The organism is Vibrio sp. 1288 (genome assembly GCF_033344475.1).
In genome coordinates this window covers 17327-33982 of sequence record NZ_JAWPOX010000015.1, presented here as the reverse complement: position 1 = coordinate 33982, position 16656 = coordinate 17327, and the positions used below count along the sequence as shown (strand labels likewise).

The window sequence follows — 16656 nt, the reverse complement described above, 5'->3', positions numbered from 1 at the left end:
TTATCCCCCTACCTTAAGGTTGTTAATGCCAACCACACGGTTGAACATATAAAACAGAACCAGTACAACGAACAAAAGCAGTCCACCCAATGCGCCAGCCATCCCCCAGTTCAGTGATGTCTGCATATGATAGGCAATCATATTGGAGATCATCTGTCCGCTTCTTCCACCAACCAAAGCGGGCGTAATGTAGAAACCAATAGAAAGAATGAAAGTAAGCAAAGCCCCCGCACCTATCCCCGGTAAAGTAAGCGGCATATAAACTTTGATGAACGCAATGAAAGGCGTCGCGCCTAGAGAACGAGCGGCACGGAAATAAGTTGGGCTAATTCCTTTCATTACGCTATACAGAGGCAGGATCATAAAAGGCAACAGAATGTGCACCATAGACACCACCGTTCCGAAGGTATTGTGAATCATCTGAATTCGCTCAGAAGTAAAACCCGACCAAATAAGGAGATCATTAATGACCCCTTGGTTTTGCAGCAGAACAATCCAAGACGTGGTTCTGACTAATAATGATGTCCAAAATGGCAGCAGCACAATGATTAAAAGTAAGTTCGCGCGCTTATCAGGTAAATTGGCAAGCAGGTAAGCAACGGGGTACGCCATCACCAAACAAATTAAGGTGATTGAAATAGACATCCAAAAAGTTTTAAAGAAAAGGTCGACGTATATTTGGCGTTTTTCTGGTTGGGGTTCAATGTCTCCAAACTCATTCACTTGCAAGTCTAGCGCTGCAAGATAGTGACTGAATGTTAATGCGCCACTAAGATTCTTAAACGCCGCCCAATATTTAGGATTAGTCCATCGCTTATCCAGCTTAGCCAACTGTGTCACCGAGCTCGGCAGCGACGTCAAACGAGACAACTTTCTGCCGGTTTTCATGAGTAAACTGCGCATACCAGACTCTTCAATATTCATCCGGTTGGCTATTTTCGGCAGCTCTTTGCTTTGATAAAGCGCAAGTACTTCAACAGAGAATGCCTCAATGACTTCTTGATGAGGCTGACCTTGATAATCCCAACTTTCTAAGGCTTGAATAGTTTGTGGTAGTGACAGGGATATTTCTCGGTTATCCACGCTTCGATAAAGCATGTCGAGGATAGGAAAAGCAAACGTAAGCAGAATAAAACACACCAATGGCGTTGTGAGCATAATGGAGCGAAGCTTTTTTCGGCGCTCGGCCTTTTGCAACTGCGCTTTCAAATTGGTTTCTTGCTCATGAACTTGGCGTTCGATTTCCAATACAGAATCTAATGCGGTTAGCTCTCGACTCATGCTGCTACCTCGCTACTTTGAGTTTGTGTCCCATCAAGAGCATGGCAATCGTCACTTTGCCAACCAATACGACAAATTGAGCCAGGCGTTAACTGCAAGTGTTTACGATTATCGTTAGGTACTTTAACGATGAAGTGACCAACGCTCTCTACTTCGACGACCAGACGATAATGATCACCGTGATAAATCAATTCTCGTAGGACGCCTGAGACTTGGTTCTCGCAAGACGCTTTCTCTGGTTGAATAACAATCTTTTCTGGTCGAATGGAAAGTGTTGTTCTCTGCCCTTGCTCAGAGACTCTGACAGGTTTCGCAGTAAATAACTCTTTCCCAACGAGCACTTGGCAATACTTTCCGTCCCACTCTTTGACTAAACCTGAGAGTTGGTTGTTTTCTCCGATAAACTGCGCAACAAACGTATTACTCGGAGATTCATAAAGCTCGGTTGGTGTCGCGAGTTGTTGCACTTCGCCGTGATTAAAAACCGCAATACGGTCGGACATAGTGAGAGCTTCGTCTTGATCGTGCGTCACATACAAAATGGTAATGCCAAGCTTTTCATGCAAATGTTTAATTTCCATCTGCATTTGCTCACGCAGCTGCTTATCTAACGCGCCTAGTGGTTCATCCATCAACACGAGTTTAGGCTCAAACACTAATGCTCGCGCTAACGCAACACGCTGTTGTTGACCACCTGATAACTGCTTCGGGTATCGAGTCGCAACATGCTCAAGCTCGACCATTTCTAATACACTCTGAACTTTGCTTTGAATCGTGTCACTGTCGAGTTTTCGCACCTTTAAAGGAAACGCAAGATTCTCAGCAATGGTCATATGTGGAAACAACGCATAGTTTTGAAACACCATACCAATATCGCGCTTGTGCGGCGCGAGATGATTGACAGGAACGCCATCAATATAAATGTCTCCACCAGTCGCAGTTTCAAAGCCTGCTAGCATCATCAAGCAAGTGGTCTTGCCCGATCCTGACGGCCCCAACATAGTAACGAACTCTCCAGGAGCAATATCTAAGTTGAAGTCTTTCACCACCAAATTCGTGCCATCGTAGGTTTTCTTAACGTGTTGAAAGCTGACATAGTCCTTGTTTTCCGTGCTCATGACTTCCCTCTTCTCATTTTTTGAATATTACGAATGAGTAGAGCGTCAGTTAACGCTCTACTAAACAGCACAATTACAGATTGTATTTGGATAGGTCTAAGCGGGTTTCTAACGCATGTTCAACCATTTGAATGACTTGTTGACGCTCTTCACCTTGTAAGAGTTGGCGTGGCGCACGAACTTGCTCAGAGCCACGTCCGCAGACTTGCTCGGCCAATTTTATGCACTGAACCAGCGTAGGAATGGTGTCTAAACGCAGTAGCGGTAAGAACCAACGGTAGATTTCTAACGCTTCAGCATAACGACCTTGGCTTGCCAGTTTATAAATCGCAACGGACTCTTCTGGGAATGCGTTGGTTAAACCAGAAATCCAGCCGGTCGCACCTAGCATCAATGATTCAAGAGCGATGTCATCAACACCACTGAACACGGTAAAGCGGTCATCAAATTTATTGTAAAGCTCGGTGATACGACGAGTATCAGTGGTCGACTCTTTGATAGCTACAATACTTTCAAACTCAGCCAGTTTCGCCATGATGTCGAGGTTTACATCGACACCATAAGCAACCGGGTTGTTGTAAATCATGATTGGCATTTCTGGCGTTGCTTCTGCTAGCGTGCGGTAATATTCGAACGTTTCGCTCTCAGACGTGCGGTAAACCATGGCAGGCATCACCATACAACCATCGATACCAATTTTGTACGCATCCTGCATGTAATCAACAGCTGCTGTGGTAATAGACTCTGCTGTACCAGCAATCAAAGGCACACGGCCATTTACGACTTCTTTTGCCGCTTGCAAGACCTGGCGTTTCTCCTCCGGGTACAACGCACAGTTCTCACCGACAGTACCCATGCAGATAATGCCATTCACACCATCTTTAATTTGGTTATCTATAACAGTTTGCGTTGCGTCTAAGTCGATTGACTGATCTTGACGAAATTGCGTACTGACCGCCGGATAAACACCTTTCCAATCAATTTTCATGAACTACTTTCCTTATATGTATATTGTATGCAATTTAAATGAACGAGCAAAAATGCTCAGGCATGGCTATCTATGCCATTTTCTAACAACACCGCCTTTACAGCGGCCAAATCAGCCAAAGCACTGCCAACTGATTTGTATAAAGTAATGACCTCATCGTTTTGACGTCCTGAGATTTGTTGGGCGCAAAGCTGCGGTAATTCCCCTTTAATATCGTCTGACGTGAACACGCCCTCTTGAATTGGAATGAGAAGATCGCCCGCTTCGGCTAATACATTAATACGGCTATCAACATACACCTGTGCTCGTTGCACTGCTTCGGAGTCGCATTCACGCTTATCCAAGTCATGATTACCGACCAAATCAATATGGGTGCCCGGCTGCACGTCTGCGCCATTAAACAAAGGCTCTGCTGATGCGGTAATACAGCTGATGATGTCAACGTGTTTGATAACGTGGTCCACATTTTCTACGACTGAAACACGGAACCGACGCTCATCAGGAAGCGACTGATACTCTGAAGATGACACAATGGCATCTACCGTCGCCTCGGCTTTATCTGAGTTACGCCCCCAAATATAAACCTGCTTAAGTGGGCGAACCGCAGCGTATGCCCACGCAAAATAAGGCGCAAGATTGCCCGTTCCGCAGATCAACAGACGATCAGCATCGGGACGCGCCAAATAGTCCGCTGCCAACGCAGAAGCTGCGGCGGTGCGCCAAAACGTTAAAACTTTACCGTCCACGAGTGCGAGCGGCTCACCATCGTTTCGTCTAAAAACAAGCAGCTTAGATGCAAGCGTATCTTTGCCTTGCTCAGGGTTATGCGGGAAATACGTAAAGGCTTTCACCGCAATCAACTCCTGGTTCCAAGCTGGAAGTAGCGCAAACGCCTCGTATTCTCCCTCTTCTAAGGGCATGACTCGGCGTTGAGGTATTGTCGCTGGCCGCGAGTACATTTCACGCATCGTTTCAATAAGAGACTTCATTGTTAAACATTGCGCGACTTGCTGTGCTTCGATGACTTTCATCATTTCTCCGAAAACATAAATACAGTTGAGGAAAAGTACGGAACCTCGCTTATGGATGAAAACTCGGCCCTATACACAAATTAACGCCTAGTTAAGCAGCCAAGTGTTGAACTCTTCATTGAGTTCATCTGCGTAGTCTGACCACCATTCATCGTTAATCAGGAAGGCGGTTTGGAAGTTTTGAGGTGCGGTAGGAAGGTTCGCTAAAATGTCTGGGTTCACCTCCGCCGAAGACGACTTACGCGTAGGCCCATAGGCAACGTACTTAGCTTGATCAGCTAATGGTTTTGTTCCTGAAGAAAAAGCAATGAAGTCCAATGCAAGCTTTGTGTTCTCACTCCCTTTAGGTATCGCCCATCCATTCATGTAACCCATTTGACGGTCCCATATAATCCGAAATGGTTGACCTTCATCCTTACGGGCATTGTGGATTCGGCCGTTAAACGCCGAGGCGATCACCACTTCTTTGTCTGCAAGCATTTGAGGTGGCTGGGCACCTGTTGTCCACCACAGCACTTCTGATTTGATCGTATCCAACTTAGCAAAAGCACGCTCACGCCCCGCTTCGGTTTCGAGCAGGCTGTAGACCTCTTCTGGCTTTACACCATCAGCCAATAGTGCCCACTCAAGATTGCCCTGAGGTTGTTTTTGCAATGCACGTCGACCTGGAAAAGTTTTTAGGTCAAAAAGATCGGTCAACTTGCTAGGCAAAGCCTTACCTTTAAACGCGTCTTCGTTCACCGCTAATACTGTGGACACAACGATGGTATTGATTGCGCATTCGTGAATCGCACCATCAATGAAATCCTCTTGTGCTGGTGTTCCATCTGCGCCCGGAGGCAAAATACTTGGGCTCACTGGTTCTAGTAACCCTTCGGCGCAACCACGAACAATGTCCGGCTTGTCGAGAGAAACCAAATCCCAGCGCACATTGTTCGCTTCCACCTGCGCTTTAATTTCGGCTAATCCGCCACTGAAATCCTCGGATACGATCTCAACACCTGTTTTTTTAATGAAAGGCTTATGATATGCCTCCACTTGGCTCTTGGTGAATGCACCACCCCAAGATACGACCGTCAATTTGTCTTCAGCATAAGCAGAGGTCCCCAACAGCATTCCTGAAATCAACAGCGCCAATGGTGCTTTGGTCATTCGTGACATGTTTTACTCCTTTTGGTTGTTTTTCTGGAGGCATCCGAGTACGGCTGTTGGATACCAGTTTTTGTTAAAATTAAGTTAACATTAGCATTTAATATATTTTATACAATATTTAATATTAAATTTTTCAGGCAAATCGTTGTAGTGAAAAAGGTGAAAGATCAATCGATGTTGGCTTTCCTTCGATAAGCTCTAAAAGGAGATCTGCCGTAATCGCCGCTTGAGTTAATCCAAGGTGTTGGTGGCCAAATGCCAGTAATACATTTCCATCCCAAATGCTATCAATAACCGGTAACGAGTCGACTGTTGAAGGCCGATTCCCCATCCACTTTTCTCCTTGCTTGAGTGGATTTAACCCCGATTCAAACATCTCATCACCTAACTGAAAAAGCATTTCTGAACGTTTCATATTGGGTGGTGATTCTACATCGGCATACTCAACAGTGCCTGCCAAGCGTAGCCCACCAGACATCGGAGTCATGATGAATTTTCTATCGGCAGAGCTAATAGGAAATGGCAGTACATCACGCTTGTCATCCACCATTAGGTGATAACCACGCTCGGCTTGAATAGGCACTTTGACTCCGGTTAGTTGCCGTATCAAAGGCTTAGAATGTACACCAGCGGCAACAATGATTCGGTCAAATGAATGTGTTTGAGACTCAACCAGCACATCGCCATTTTTCGCCAACGCAGATACACCTTTTTGTAAAACCTTACCGCCAAGCTCTTCAAAGGCTTCACTTAGCTCAGCACAGAGCTGATAAGGGTCTAGCGTATGACCGGTTTCGGGAAAAAAGACTCCGATACGAACCTTATGGCTGAGATCAGGTATCCGCTCTCGAATCTCCTCTTGTGTCCAAACTTGATGCGTCACACCGTTTTTAGCCAGTGAGTTAAGCTTACTTTGATAATTCTGAAACAGTTTCTCGTTTTCAAAAGTGAGCAATGAACCATTCATTTTTATTAGATGCGCTTTTCCGATTGAATCAAGCATGCCACGCCAACTTGCCACTGACCGCTCGTTAAGACTCTTAATCACGTTTTTTGCCCGCTCCGCGGCTGATGGCTTGGTTTGTAATAGAAAACGAATCATCCACCCGATTGTGTTTGGAATATCTTGCCAACGGATCGAAACCGGACTTTTGGGATCTAGCAGCATTTTAGGTAATTGTGGAAGCAGCGCTGGCGTTGCAAGAGGGAAGATTTGCTCAGTCGCGATATGGCCTGCATTTCCCTTAGAGCATCCATTCCCCACGCCATTGGGATCAAAAATCGTGACTTGATAACCTTGCTGCTGCAATTTCAAGCCAATTGATAAGCCAATAATCCCCGCACCTATCACAGCGATCCTTTCCTTTTTAGTTTCATCCTTGACCAACATAAATATGCTCCGAGTCACACTTGAAAACGTAGATTGTATACAATATATTTTACATTACGTTAACATCACTATTGTTTAATTCAACCATTTTTTCAGCAAGGAGCGAAAAATGAGACAAGGAACTTTTTTCTGTATTGATGCCCACACCTGCGGCAACCCAGTTAGGCTGGTAGCAGGCGGTGTGCCTCCACTCGAAGGCAATACCATGAGCGAAAAGCGCCAATACTTTCTTGAGCATTATGATTGGATTCGTCAGGCACTCATGTTTGAGCCTCGCGGACACTCGATGATGTCGGGGTCCGTTGTCTTGCCTCCTTGCAGCGATAACGCAGACGCTTCAATTCTGTTTATTGAAACCAGTGGCTGCTTACCAATGTGTGGCCACGGCACCATTGGAACCGTCACCACCGCTATCGAAAATCGCCTTATCACTCCCCAAAAAGAAGGTCGTTTGATACTTGATGTCCCAGCAGGACAAATCGAAGTGCACTACCAAACAAAAGGTGACAAGGTCACGTCGGTAAAGATATTTAACGTACCGGCTTACCTTGCCCACCAAGACGTAACCGTGGACATAGAGGGCTTAGGTGAGCTCACTGTCGATGTTGCTTATGGCGGAAACTATTACGTAATCGTCGACCCTCAAGAAAACTACGCCGGACTTGAACACTACTCTCCAGATGAAATTTTGATGCTTTCTCCAAAAGTTCGCGAAGCGGTATCTCGAGCGGTTGAGTGCGTACATCCAGAAGATCCGACAGTGTGCGGTGTTTCTCACGTGCTATGGACCGGAGAGCCCACTCAAGAAAACGCCACCGCTCGAAATGCTGTGTTTTACGGCGACAAAGCGTTGGATCGCTCGCCATGTGGTACGGGTACTAGTGCACGCATGGCGCAATGGCATGCAAGAGGCAAACTCAATCAAGGAGAAGACTTTGTTCACGAAAGTATCATCGGCAGCCTATTTCAAGGACGTATAGAAGGCATTACCGAGGTGAATGGCAAAGCCGCTATTTTGCCAAGTATTGAAGGATGGGCACAAGTATACGGTCACAACACAATATGGGTAGACGATGAAGATCCATATGCGTACGGATTTGAAGTGAAGTATTAAGGATAGTAAGGAAGAATGATGAACCCACAAGAACCAACCACTTTTTACGCAGTCAACGCCTTTACTGGTGAGCCTCTACCTATTGCGTTTCCGGTACATGGAGAGCAAGAAGTTAATCAAGCCGCCTCAGCCGCCCAAAACGTTGCGCGTGAGTTTCGCCAACTAAGTAATGCAAAGCGATCGAGCTTACTTTGCTCTATCGCCTCTGAATTGGAAGTGAAGAGTGAAGAAATCGTTGCTCGTGCTCATTTAGAAACTGCCCTTCCCGAAGCACGTTTAAGCGGCGAAATAGGACGTACCGCGAACCAATTAAGACTATTTGCCGAGGTTGTGAGATCGGGTAATCACCATCAAGCAATTTTCGATACGCCAAACCCAGACCGCCAACCACTGCCAAAACCAGATATTCGTCGTCAGCAAATAGCAATTGGCCCTGTCGCCGTGTTTGGTGCGTCTAATTTTCCGCTCGCATTTTCTACTGCAGGAGGTGATACGGCTTCGGCACTGGCTGCTGGCTGCCCTGTGATTGTAAAAGGCCATACCGCCCACCCTGGCACCAGTCAACTTGTTGCTGAGTGTATTGAGGCTGCACTTGAGAAAGAGTGCTTACCGCAAGCCATCTTCACGCTATTGCAAGGTAACAAACGTGCACTTGGCCAAGCACTCGTTACCCATCCAAAAATTAAAGGGGTTGGGTTTACAGGTTCAGTCGGTGGTGGCCGTGCGCTGTTCAATCTAGCCCAGCAAAGACCAGAGCCAATCCCCTTCTATGGCGAACTAGGGGCGATTAATCCAACATTTATTCTCCCTTCAGCCATACGGGCAAACGCATCATTGGCTGAAGAATTTGTGGCTTCTATGACTTTGGGCTGTGGACAATTTTGTACAAAACCAGGCGTTGTATTTGTCTTGAATAGCCCAGAAACGCAAGCCTTTATCGAAATCGCTCAAGGGTTAATTCGACAACAATCAACGGCCACTTTGCTAACGCAAGGAATCCGAGAAACGTATGAATCCGAAGTGGATAAGCGAGCTTCCGAAACAGGCATTAACGTCACTCGTTCTGAACAAGCAGAAACGACCAATGTCTCACCAGCACTGTTCGTGACGGGCAGTAAAAACTGGCGTGAAAACCCGCAATGGGAGGAAGAAATATTTGGTCCTCAATCGTTAATCGTAATCTGTGAAGATTTCGATGACATGTTGAAACTGAGTGATTCACTGACTGGATCGCTCACCGCAACCCTTCACGCTACCGCTGAAGACGAAGAACAAGCCAAGCAACTGCTTCCAAGTTTGGAAGAAATCGCCGGACGCCTTGTATTCAACGGTTGGCCAACTGGCGTCGAGGTTGGTTACGCTATGGTTCATGGTGGACCATATCCGGCTTCAACCAATTCTGCCTCAACATCTGTCGGTGCGGAGGCTATTCATCGTTGGTTGCGTCCGGTCTCTTATCAAGCTTTGCCAGAATCTTTATTGCCGGATTCATTAAAAGCGTCGAACCCACTGGGTATCCAACGCGCCATAGATGGCAGTGTGTCCCAATAAGATCAACAAATGGCTCAAAAAGGCATCAACTGATGCCTTTTATTTCACTCTACTTCTCAAAACCTTCTTTCCTAGTTGGTTTGTGCCAGAAAAACAATAAACTACTAAAGTAAAATGGATTGGATACAATATTAATTTCACGGGAGACTTCAATGTCACAGAAACCTGTTTTTAAAACGCGCACTCAGCTCGTTGAGGAAGCAATTCGAACTCAGATCTTGAAGGGCGAGTTAAAAACTGGTCAACCTTTACGTCAAGATGCGTTAGCAAAAGAGTTTAATGTTAGCCGAATTCCTGTGCGTGAAGCGTTAGTTCAATTGGAAGCACAAGGACTCGTTAGCTTTGAACCTCACAAAGGTGCGACGGTCACTGAGCTATCTCCAGAGAAAATCAATGAGCTATTTGAACTGCGCGCTGTCGTGGAATGCCACATTTTAGAGCGCGCGATTCAAAATATGACAGACGCTGACCTTGAACGCGCGCGCGAAGTTCGCGAACGTTTCGAGTCAGTAGTGAACAGTGGCGACGAAGTAGAAGAATGGAGCAACTACAACTACGAGTTCCACAAAGCCCTATATGCGCCAGCCAACATGCCTGAAACTATGGACGTCATTTACAACCTGAACACAAAGTGTGACCGATACATACGCATGCAGCTATTGTTTACTACAGGCATTAAAAAGGCAGAAGAAGAGCACTTAAGCTTGTTTGAAATGTGCCAAAATCGCGATATCGAAGGCGCCAAGTATCTACTGAAAAAGCACATTCTAGAAGCGGGCACAGCGATTCGAAACCTGCTGCTTGAAAGGCAAAATATCAGCCAGTAAACGGAATAACGAATAAGGTGATATTCAAGGATGAATGTTGGACCAAAGTTTTTACTTGCAGCGCTACGACAAAAGATTAAAGAAGAAGGGCTTTGCTACAATTCCTTGTCAGAGAAAAGTGGCATCCCTTTATCTAGTATTAAACGCCACCTACATAATCCAGCTTTAGGTTTGGATAAAGTACTTATTTATCTGAACTACCTGAATACCGATCTCATCGAACTCGCAACCTTAGCCAACGAGCTTCAGCACCAAAACGAGCAAATGCTAACAGATGAAGAGAGCGCCCTTTTCGTTGAGCATCCTTATTTACTTGATTTTATTTATATGCTGACTTCTCGTGATATTAAACCGCAAGAGATAGCCCAAACTTACGGACTTTCTGATACAAGCTTACGATTCTATTTGCGTATCGCGGAAATTCTAGGATATGTCGAAAACTTCGGAGACGGCTTGTTTTACCGTTCTGGTCGTCGATTTATTATGGAAGAAGGTACGGCATTAGACACCTTATTCAAAGAGCGATTTCAACAAGATTCGCTTTCTCATGATATCAACCCAGGCGTATGTATAGGTCGCATTAGGCTCACCGAAGAGCAGAAAGTGCAAATAGAGGACGAGCTTTGTAATAAATTAGCGAAACTTAACGCAGTTAACACTTCCAACAATGAAGGTGAACTAACAAATATATTAATGCGCTGCACTCCCGGTGCTCAGATATTTTTCGCTGATGATTTACCTAACATTGACGGAAGCCTATTAAAGCACGTCGCTCAACTCACTAAATTAAGTTAAAGCATCAGACAAATAAATCAAACAAATCCCAGATAACATCATATACCCCTACCAAATTATTGATTCAAAGCGTTTCCTGAATCTAATTCTGATTTTTATTTAACAAGCATCGCTTAGTCAACTAAGAACTTGTCTTAATTTCACACTTATTAATTGTCTTGTTAGATCTTTTGAAATAGACAGAAAACTTAAGTAATGACTAATTTAGCTTAAGGATAAAAGACAACTTTTTTACGTTATTTACCTCACACTATTTAACTATAAATTTGCAGACGAACAAATTAAATTAATACATTCACCTAGCTAATAAAAACAAAAGCAAAACACATAATTATAATTCTATTATTTATAAGGACATAGAAAAGTGAAATTTAAGTATTCTTTAGCAACGGCAGTCACTCTCGCATTATTACAAGGCTGTGGCGGTGGCGGCGGTGATAGCTCATCACCTACTCCGTCCACTAGCAGTGCAAACGGTCCAACATGGAAAGTTCATGATTTTAGCCAATCGTCGAAAACGTTTATCAACCAATGTGAAACGCCCCGCGTCGGACTGGACCCATATGACAACTATGCCGCCTATCCAGATAAATTGGGCTCTGCATTACACGAAAAACTCTTTTTAAGAGCTTTTACTAACGAAACGTATCTATGGTATGACGAGGTTCCTGATAATAATCCAGCAAACTACAAAACTGTTACTGATTACTTCAATACGCTGGTCACCTCTGCTACTACCGCGACGGGTAAACCAAAAGATCGCTTCCATTTTACCGTCCCTTATGAGGATGATATGAAATCATCGCAATCCGGTTTAGTTGCTGGATTTGGTTTTAACTGGGCATTCCTACGTGGCGTACAACCTCGAGACGTTCGTATTTCCTACACTGAAGAAGCCTCGCCAGCTGATAGAAGCGGCATTGCTCGTGGTGATAAGCTTCTGAAAATCAATAATATTGATGTGGTTAACACCGGTAGTCAGTCCGACATTGATTTTATTAATAAAACGCTCTTTAACCCTGACATCAATCAAGATTACACCTTCACATTTGAGAGTGTTGGCGGTCTAGAGAAAACCGTGACGCTTACCGCCTCTGATGTCATGACCTCTCCAGTTAAAAATGCCAAAGTGATTACACAAAATGGTATGCGGATCGGCTATCTGCAATACAACTCCTTTGAACCAAGCGCTCAAGCCCCGCTTATTGAGGCGTTCAGTACGCTCTCAGCAGAGAATGTTGACGAGATCGTCGTTGATTTACGTTACAACGGCGGTGGCTTAGTCCTTCAGTCCTCGCAAGTAGGCTACATGCTAAGCGGTGCTGGTCAGAACCGAGTCTTCAGTGAGTTGATTCATAATGACAAAGTGATGCGTACCATTAAAGATGGGGATAACATCTATCGCTTTACGAATCTAGCAATAGACTGGGCAGCACAGAAATATTCGGATCAAGTGCTTCCGACACTGAACAAAAAGCGCGTATATGTACTGACTTCAGGAGGCACGGCTTCCTCAAGTGAACTGCTAATCAACGCTTTGCGCGGCATTGATGTGGAGGTTATCCAAATAGGTTCAACAACCACAGGTAAACCGTACGGGTTCTCACCAGAACAAAACTGCGGCACTATGTACTACACTATTCAGTTCAAGTCGGCGAACGAGAAAAAATTTGGCGACTTCGCTGATGGTTTTATTCCTACTCCAAAGAGCCAAATCAATACCGAGCTAGGCTTAGACAATAGAGTGGAAGGTTGCTGGGTCAATGACGACCTAACAAAACCATTAGGCGATCCATCTGAAGGTATGCTTTCTGCGGCGCTAAACTACATGGAAACAGGAACCTGTCCGCCAGTATCCCCTTCAAGTTTCAACGCCATGCCGCGTAACATTTCATCTCCGGAGTTAAGCGATGTTCGCTCTCCGCTACGAACAGAGGCAATTCATGTTGAGATCAACTAACTTTTTACGAATGCTGATTCGGGTTGCGCTTTTCTTAGGCACTTCGATTTCTTTGATAGGATGCCAAGCTATGTCACAAGAACCCGTTGAAGCATTAAGTAAAAAGAACTCTCCGGAAACAGTCATAGAGATTCAAAACGCGATCGCAGAAATCCAAGGGACACCAGCACCTAGAATCGCAAATAACGTATTTGAATCCTCACCGCATTTGTTGATTGAAAAAGGACGAGTAAAAGGGAACAACAATCAACTGTTGGATGGCAGCTATACGGATCTTCCAGACCAATATACGTTGCAGATAAGAGGTGAAACCTGTGGCTTGTACTATGCCAAAACAGATACTTTTGTCTCTCTCAGTTCACTAGATTGTGAGCCCATCATTAAGTTTTAGATCTCCCAAAATAGAAGCCCGCTGATATCAGCGGGCTTCCTACTTTATTGTTCAGTGTGAAACGGTCAACGTTACTTTAGTTCAATCCATGCTTTGCGCTGTTGCTTATCCATGTATGACCAAGCTACAAAGCGGCTCACTTTCTGCCCTTGACTCATTTCAACCACACGAATGGCCTTCACACCCAATTTTTCAAGCTGCTTGCGCATCGGGCGAACGTTGTCTTTTTTGGATATAAGTGTCGTAAACCACAAGACCTGTGCGGCAAAAGCTTGGCTTTCATTCGCCATTTTTCGGATAAACGCCGCTTCTCCGCCTTCACACCACAATTCAGCGTTTTGACCGCCAAAATTCAACGCAGGTTTACTTGTCTTTACTTGTGTGGTTTGAGGTTTTAGCCCTTTCTTAAGCTGGTTTGCTTTTAGATTATCGATTTTACGCTGGCTGCCCATAGCGGCATCTTCCGCCGAACGGTGGAATGGCGGATTACATGTCGTCACATCATAACGATCATTCGGTTGAATGATACCTCGATAAATATTGGCATCATTGTATTGCTGTACCAGTGCAATTTTTCCCGTCAAAACACGATTGTGCTCTACGATCGTTTGAGCCGATTGGATGGATTTTGGATCGACATCGCTGCCCGTATAGTGCCAACCGTATTTTGTTACACCAACAATCGGATAAATACAGTTTGCTCCCACGCCAATGTCCAACGCTTTCACTTTTTGGTGCGCGTACTGACCTTTTACTTCACCATCAAGTAGTTCTGCCACTCGGTGAATGTAATCAGCGCGGCCCGGAATCGGTGGGCAAAGGTAGGTGTCGGGAATGTCCCAGAACTCGATACCATAATACGCAGCAAGCAATGCTTTATTGAGCATTTTAACAGCGTTAGGATCAGAGAAGTTTATGGAGTCTTCCCCTTTCGGATTTTTGATAACGAATGGCTTTAACTGTGGTTCACTTTCCACGAGTTTTTTAAAATCGTAACGACCTCGATGAACATTACGCTCATGCAAACCATTCTTCGCTATTTTTATGAACTCGACTTCGCTCTTTCCTGCAGGCTGCGAGGATTTGCGCGCAACTTTGTCTTTAACACGCTTCGGCTTGGCTTTATTCGCGTCTTTCTTCTGACCCGTCATTGAAGCCTTTGGCTTTGCTTGCTTCGCGTTGTGATTATTGTTCTTCATTCAAATTCGCTTTTAAATCGAGGTAAATCATAAACAAACGAGCATCAAATTCGAGTTGGTGATACTCAGGCTCCATGTAGCAACATAGCTGATAGAACGCCTTGTCGTGGTTTTTCTCACGAGTATGTGCCAACTCATGTACCACCAGCATTCTTAATAGTGGCTCGGGCGCATCTTTAAATACATTGGCAATGCGTATCTCGTTTTTCGACTTCAGCTTACCGCCATGGTTTCTACTGATTACACTGTGCAAACCAAGCGCGTTGTTTACCGCGTGAATTTTCTTATCGTAGACGACTTTACTGATTGGCGCGGCTTTCTTCATGTAGCGGTTTTTGATTGCCATGGCGTACTCATAGAGCGCCCTTTCGCTTTTGATTTGGTGCCTGTCGGGATAACGCTTTTCGAACCAAGGAACAAACTTGCCACTCGCTATCAATGAGCTCACCTGCTCTACGATGTTTTGTGGGTAGCCTTGAATGTATCGAAGTGACGGATGCATAGAGTTAACGTCTGTTATGACAAAATAAAGGCGCTCAATATACCTGAGATAAAGGACAGTTTCACCTTAGCTTTCGCCTTTCATTTATTGTGAAAGGCCGTTAAACTTCGCCTCCCAATGATAATGGAGAGAAATTCAATGAAACGTGTCGTTCTTTATGTCAAAGACAAATGCCCTCACTGCAAAGATGCTCAACGTTATCTGGATTCGAAAAATATTAACTATCGTTTGTGCAATGCTAAGATGCAACGCGGTCGCAAAGAACTTGATGCGCTTGGTGCTCGTTCAGTGCCAGTTTTAAAAATTGGTGATCGGGTAATGATTGGCTGGAACCCAAAGAACTTCGAGAAGATGTACAAAGGCGACTAGTGCTCGGACGATGAATCTGCGCTGCGTTTAAACGTAGCGCTTGATAAAGTCGATAAACGTTCGATCTGCTATTGATAAGTACCCCTGCTTGCGCCAAGCAAGTGCCAGATCCAGCGTCACTGGTGGTTCAAACGGTAAGCCAACAACGCCCGACTCATGTTGAGTCACCAATTCCAGTAACGCGGTAATCGCAAACTCTTGTTTTACAATACTCAAAATCAAAGGCAGTAAGTTGGTCTCGAATGATGACTTCATGGTAAACCCATGCTCCTCACTCACCTGATCCAAAAATTCGCGGTGAAAATAGCCATGCTGAAACATAACCAAATCGTGTTCAAAGAACTCATCAAAAGTAAGAGCGTGTCGCTGGGCTAACTCATGCTCAGGTGAAACAACTGCGACCATTTGGCTAGTAAACAAATGGTCAGTTTCTAGGTCATCAGGCACGTTATCACAACTGATCACACCGATATCGAGTTGACCATTGAGCAGCATACGACGAATCGATTGAGTCCCAGCTTCGACCAAGGTCAATTTTAACTCCGGGAACTGGCTTTTAAACGCCATCACAATTCGTGGAAAGAAATAACTGCCCATCATTGATGGCGTCCCGAGCCTTACTTCGCCTTTCGCTAAGCCTTTCAACTCATCAATCGCGAGCTGCGCGTCGTGCAACTGTTGAATCACCCGCTTGGCATGTATAAGTAGCGTTTCGCCCTCTTTCGTTAAGCTGATTTTTTTATCATCACGGCGAAATAGGGTAACGCCCAAAGACTGCTCAAACTTTTTGATAGAAATGCTTAATGCGGGCTGGGCAATATGCAGGGCTTTCGCCGCATGGGTAATATTTCCATGTTCAGCGACCGCCAGAAAATGTTTAAGTTGTTTCGATTCCATTAGATCATAAATATATGGTGTCCATATTTTTAATATATTTTTTTAATTTATAACGAACTGATAGATTGATCACAGTCTCTCCATTTGCTCA

General features: G+C 44.8%; 16 protein-coding genes. 7 read left to right on the top strand and 9 right to left on the bottom strand.

All coding sequences use genetic code 11. The features are described 5' to 3' along the window. The 6 genes from R8O11_RS12890 to R8O11_RS12865 form a co-directional block, all read right to left on the bottom strand. Positions 1-1281 (bottom strand): ABC transporter permease, encoded by a 1281-nt coding sequence (locus R8O11_RS12890; protein ID WP_047100695.1) that lies wholly within the window; start codon positions 1279-1281, stop codon positions 1-3. After that, positions 1278-2399: an ABC transporter ATP-binding protein gene (locus R8O11_RS12885; RefSeq protein WP_054866064.1), complete on the bottom strand. Its 1122-nt coding sequence runs from the start codon at positions 2397-2399 to the stop codon at positions 1278-1280. Before R8O11_RS12885 ends, R8O11_RS12890 begins: the two co-directional genes overlap by 4 nt. Positions 2400-2472: 73 nt before the next feature. Then, on the bottom strand, positions 2473-3387 hold the full coding sequence (locus tag R8O11_RS12880; RefSeq protein WP_213915031.1) for a dihydrodipicolinate synthase family protein: 915 nt from the start codon (positions 3385-3387) through the stop codon (positions 2473-2475). Positions 3388-3443: 56 nt separating this feature from the next. Next, positions 3444-4418 (bottom strand): ornithine cyclodeaminase family protein, encoded by a 975-nt coding sequence (locus R8O11_RS12875; RefSeq protein WP_213915123.1) that lies wholly within the window; start codon positions 4416-4418, stop codon positions 3444-3446. 87 nt (positions 4419-4505) lie between these two features. Next, positions 4506-5579 carry a polyamine ABC transporter substrate-binding protein gene (locus R8O11_RS12870; protein WP_017633955.1) on the bottom strand — a complete coding sequence of 358 codons (1074 nt, stop codon included), beginning with the start codon at positions 5577-5579 and terminating at the stop codon, positions 4506-4508. Between the two features lie 124 nt (positions 5580-5703). Then, on the bottom strand, positions 5704-6960 hold the full coding sequence (locus tag R8O11_RS12865) for an NAD(P)/FAD-dependent oxidoreductase (RefSeq protein WP_206957308.1): 1257 nt from the start codon (positions 6958-6960) through the stop codon (positions 5704-5706). A gap of 109 nt (positions 6961-7069) precedes the next feature. Here R8O11_RS12865 and R8O11_RS12860 point away from each other — a divergent pair, with 109 nt between their 5' ends. From R8O11_RS12860 to R8O11_RS12835, 6 genes are all read left to right on the top strand, one after another. Then, positions 7070-8074 carry a 4-hydroxyproline epimerase gene (locus R8O11_RS12860; RefSeq protein ID WP_318194201.1) on the top strand — a complete coding sequence of 335 codons (1005 nt, stop codon included), beginning with the start codon at positions 7070-7072 and terminating at the stop codon, positions 8072-8074. A gap of 18 nt (positions 8075-8092) precedes the next feature. Then, positions 8093-9625 carry an aldehyde dehydrogenase (NADP(+)) gene (locus R8O11_RS12855; protein ID WP_318194211.1) on the top strand — a complete coding sequence of 511 codons (1533 nt, stop codon included), beginning with the start codon at positions 8093-8095 and terminating at the stop codon, positions 9623-9625. Positions 9626-9777: 152 nt separating this feature from the next. After that, the gene (locus R8O11_RS12850; protein WP_005377862.1) at positions 9778-10452 is read left to right on the top strand and encodes a GntR family transcriptional regulator; all 675 of its coding nucleotides are present in this window, start codon (positions 9778-9780) and stop codon (positions 10450-10452) included. 30 nt (positions 10453-10482) lie between these two features. Then, complete coding sequence (locus R8O11_RS12845; protein ID WP_005377865.1) at positions 10483-11247, top strand: hypothetical protein; 765 nt, start codon at positions 10483-10485, stop codon at positions 11245-11247. Between the two features lie 364 nt (positions 11248-11611). After that, complete coding sequence (locus tag R8O11_RS12840) at positions 11612-13207, top strand: S41 family peptidase (protein WP_318194200.1); 1596 nt, start codon at positions 11612-11614, stop codon at positions 13205-13207. A gap of 70 nt (positions 13208-13277) precedes the next feature. Further along, positions 13278-13598 carry a hypothetical protein gene (locus R8O11_RS12835; RefSeq protein WP_005397755.1) on the top strand — a complete coding sequence of 107 codons (321 nt, stop codon included), beginning with the start codon at positions 13278-13280 and terminating at the stop codon, positions 13596-13598. A gap of 71 nt (positions 13599-13669) precedes the next feature. On the opposite strand, the gene rlmF is transcribed toward R8O11_RS12835, so the two are convergent. Continuing rightward, positions 13670-14797: a 23S rRNA (adenine(1618)-N(6))-methyltransferase RlmF gene (gene rlmF / locus R8O11_RS12830; protein ID WP_258482064.1), complete on the bottom strand. Its 1128-nt coding sequence runs from the start codon at positions 14795-14797 to the stop codon at positions 13670-13672. After that, entirely contained in the window at positions 14784-15299 is a 516-nt protein-coding gene (locus tag R8O11_RS12825; protein ID WP_005377870.1) for a M48 family metallopeptidase, read from the bottom strand. Before R8O11_RS12825 ends, rlmF begins: the two co-directional genes overlap by 14 nt. Positions 15300-15437: 138 nt before the next feature. Between R8O11_RS12825 and R8O11_RS12820 the strand changes: the two genes are divergently transcribed. Then, positions 15438-15668, top strand: a complete 231-nt coding sequence (locus tag R8O11_RS12820; RefSeq protein WP_005377871.1) for a glutaredoxin family protein — start codon at positions 15438-15440, stop codon at positions 15666-15668. Positions 15669-15695: 27 nt separating this feature from the next. Here the strand turns inward: R8O11_RS12820 and R8O11_RS12815 are convergent, their stop codons facing one another. Next, positions 15696-16565: a LysR family transcriptional regulator gene (locus tag R8O11_RS12815; RefSeq protein WP_017820887.1), complete on the bottom strand. Its 870-nt coding sequence runs from the start codon at positions 16563-16565 to the stop codon at positions 15696-15698. Positions 16566-16656 lie beyond the last annotated feature (91 nt).

Coding starts and splice junctions, on each gene's coding strand:
- R8O11_RS12885 (WP_054866064.1), bottom strand. CDS start 2,399: ATGAGCACGGAAAACAAGGACTATGTCAGCTTTCAACACGTTAAGAAA.
- R8O11_RS12890 (WP_047100695.1), bottom strand. CDS start 1,281: ATGAGTCGAGAGCTAACCGCATTAGATTCTGTATTGGAAATCGAACGC.
- R8O11_RS12880 (WP_213915031.1), bottom strand. CDS start 3,387: ATGAAAATTGATTGGAAAGGTGTTTATCCGGCGGTCAGTACGCAATTT.
- R8O11_RS12855 (WP_318194211.1), top strand. CDS start 8,093: ATGAACCCACAAGAACCAACCACTTTTTACGCAGTCAACGCCTTTACT.
- R8O11_RS12850 (WP_005377862.1), top strand. CDS start 9,778: ATGTCACAGAAACCTGTTTTTAAAACGCGCACTCAGCTCGTTGAGGAA.
- R8O11_RS12820 (WP_005377871.1), top strand. CDS start 15,438: ATGAAACGTGTCGTTCTTTATGTCAAAGACAAATGCCCTCACTGCAAA.
- R8O11_RS12845 (WP_005377865.1), top strand. CDS start 10,483: ATGAATGTTGGACCAAAGTTTTTACTTGCAGCGCTACGACAAAAGATT.
- R8O11_RS12825 (WP_005377870.1), bottom strand. CDS start 15,299: ATGCATCCGTCACTTCGATACATTCAAGGCTACCCACAAAACATCGTA.
- rlmF (WP_258482064.1), bottom strand. CDS start 14,797: ATGAAGAACAATAATCACAACGCGAAGCAAGCAAAGCCAAAGGCTTCA.
- R8O11_RS12835 (WP_005397755.1), top strand. CDS start 13,278: ATGTCACAAGAACCCGTTGAAGCATTAAGTAAAAAGAACTCTCCGGAA.
- R8O11_RS12860 (WP_318194201.1), top strand. CDS start 7,070: ATGAGACAAGGAACTTTTTTCTGTATTGATGCCCACACCTGCGGCAAC.
- R8O11_RS12865 (WP_206957308.1), bottom strand. CDS start 6,960: ATGTTGGTCAAGGATGAAACTAAAAAGGAAAGGATCGCTGTGATAGGT.
- R8O11_RS12875 (WP_213915123.1), bottom strand. CDS start 4,418: ATGAAAGTCATCGAAGCACAGCAAGTCGCGCAATGTTTAACAATGAAG.
- R8O11_RS12870 (WP_017633955.1), bottom strand. CDS start 5,579: ATGTCACGAATGACCAAAGCACCATTGGCGCTGTTGATTTCAGGAATG.
- R8O11_RS12815 (WP_017820887.1), bottom strand. CDS start 16,565: ATGGAATCGAAACAACTTAAACATTTTCTGGCGGTCGCTGAACATGGA.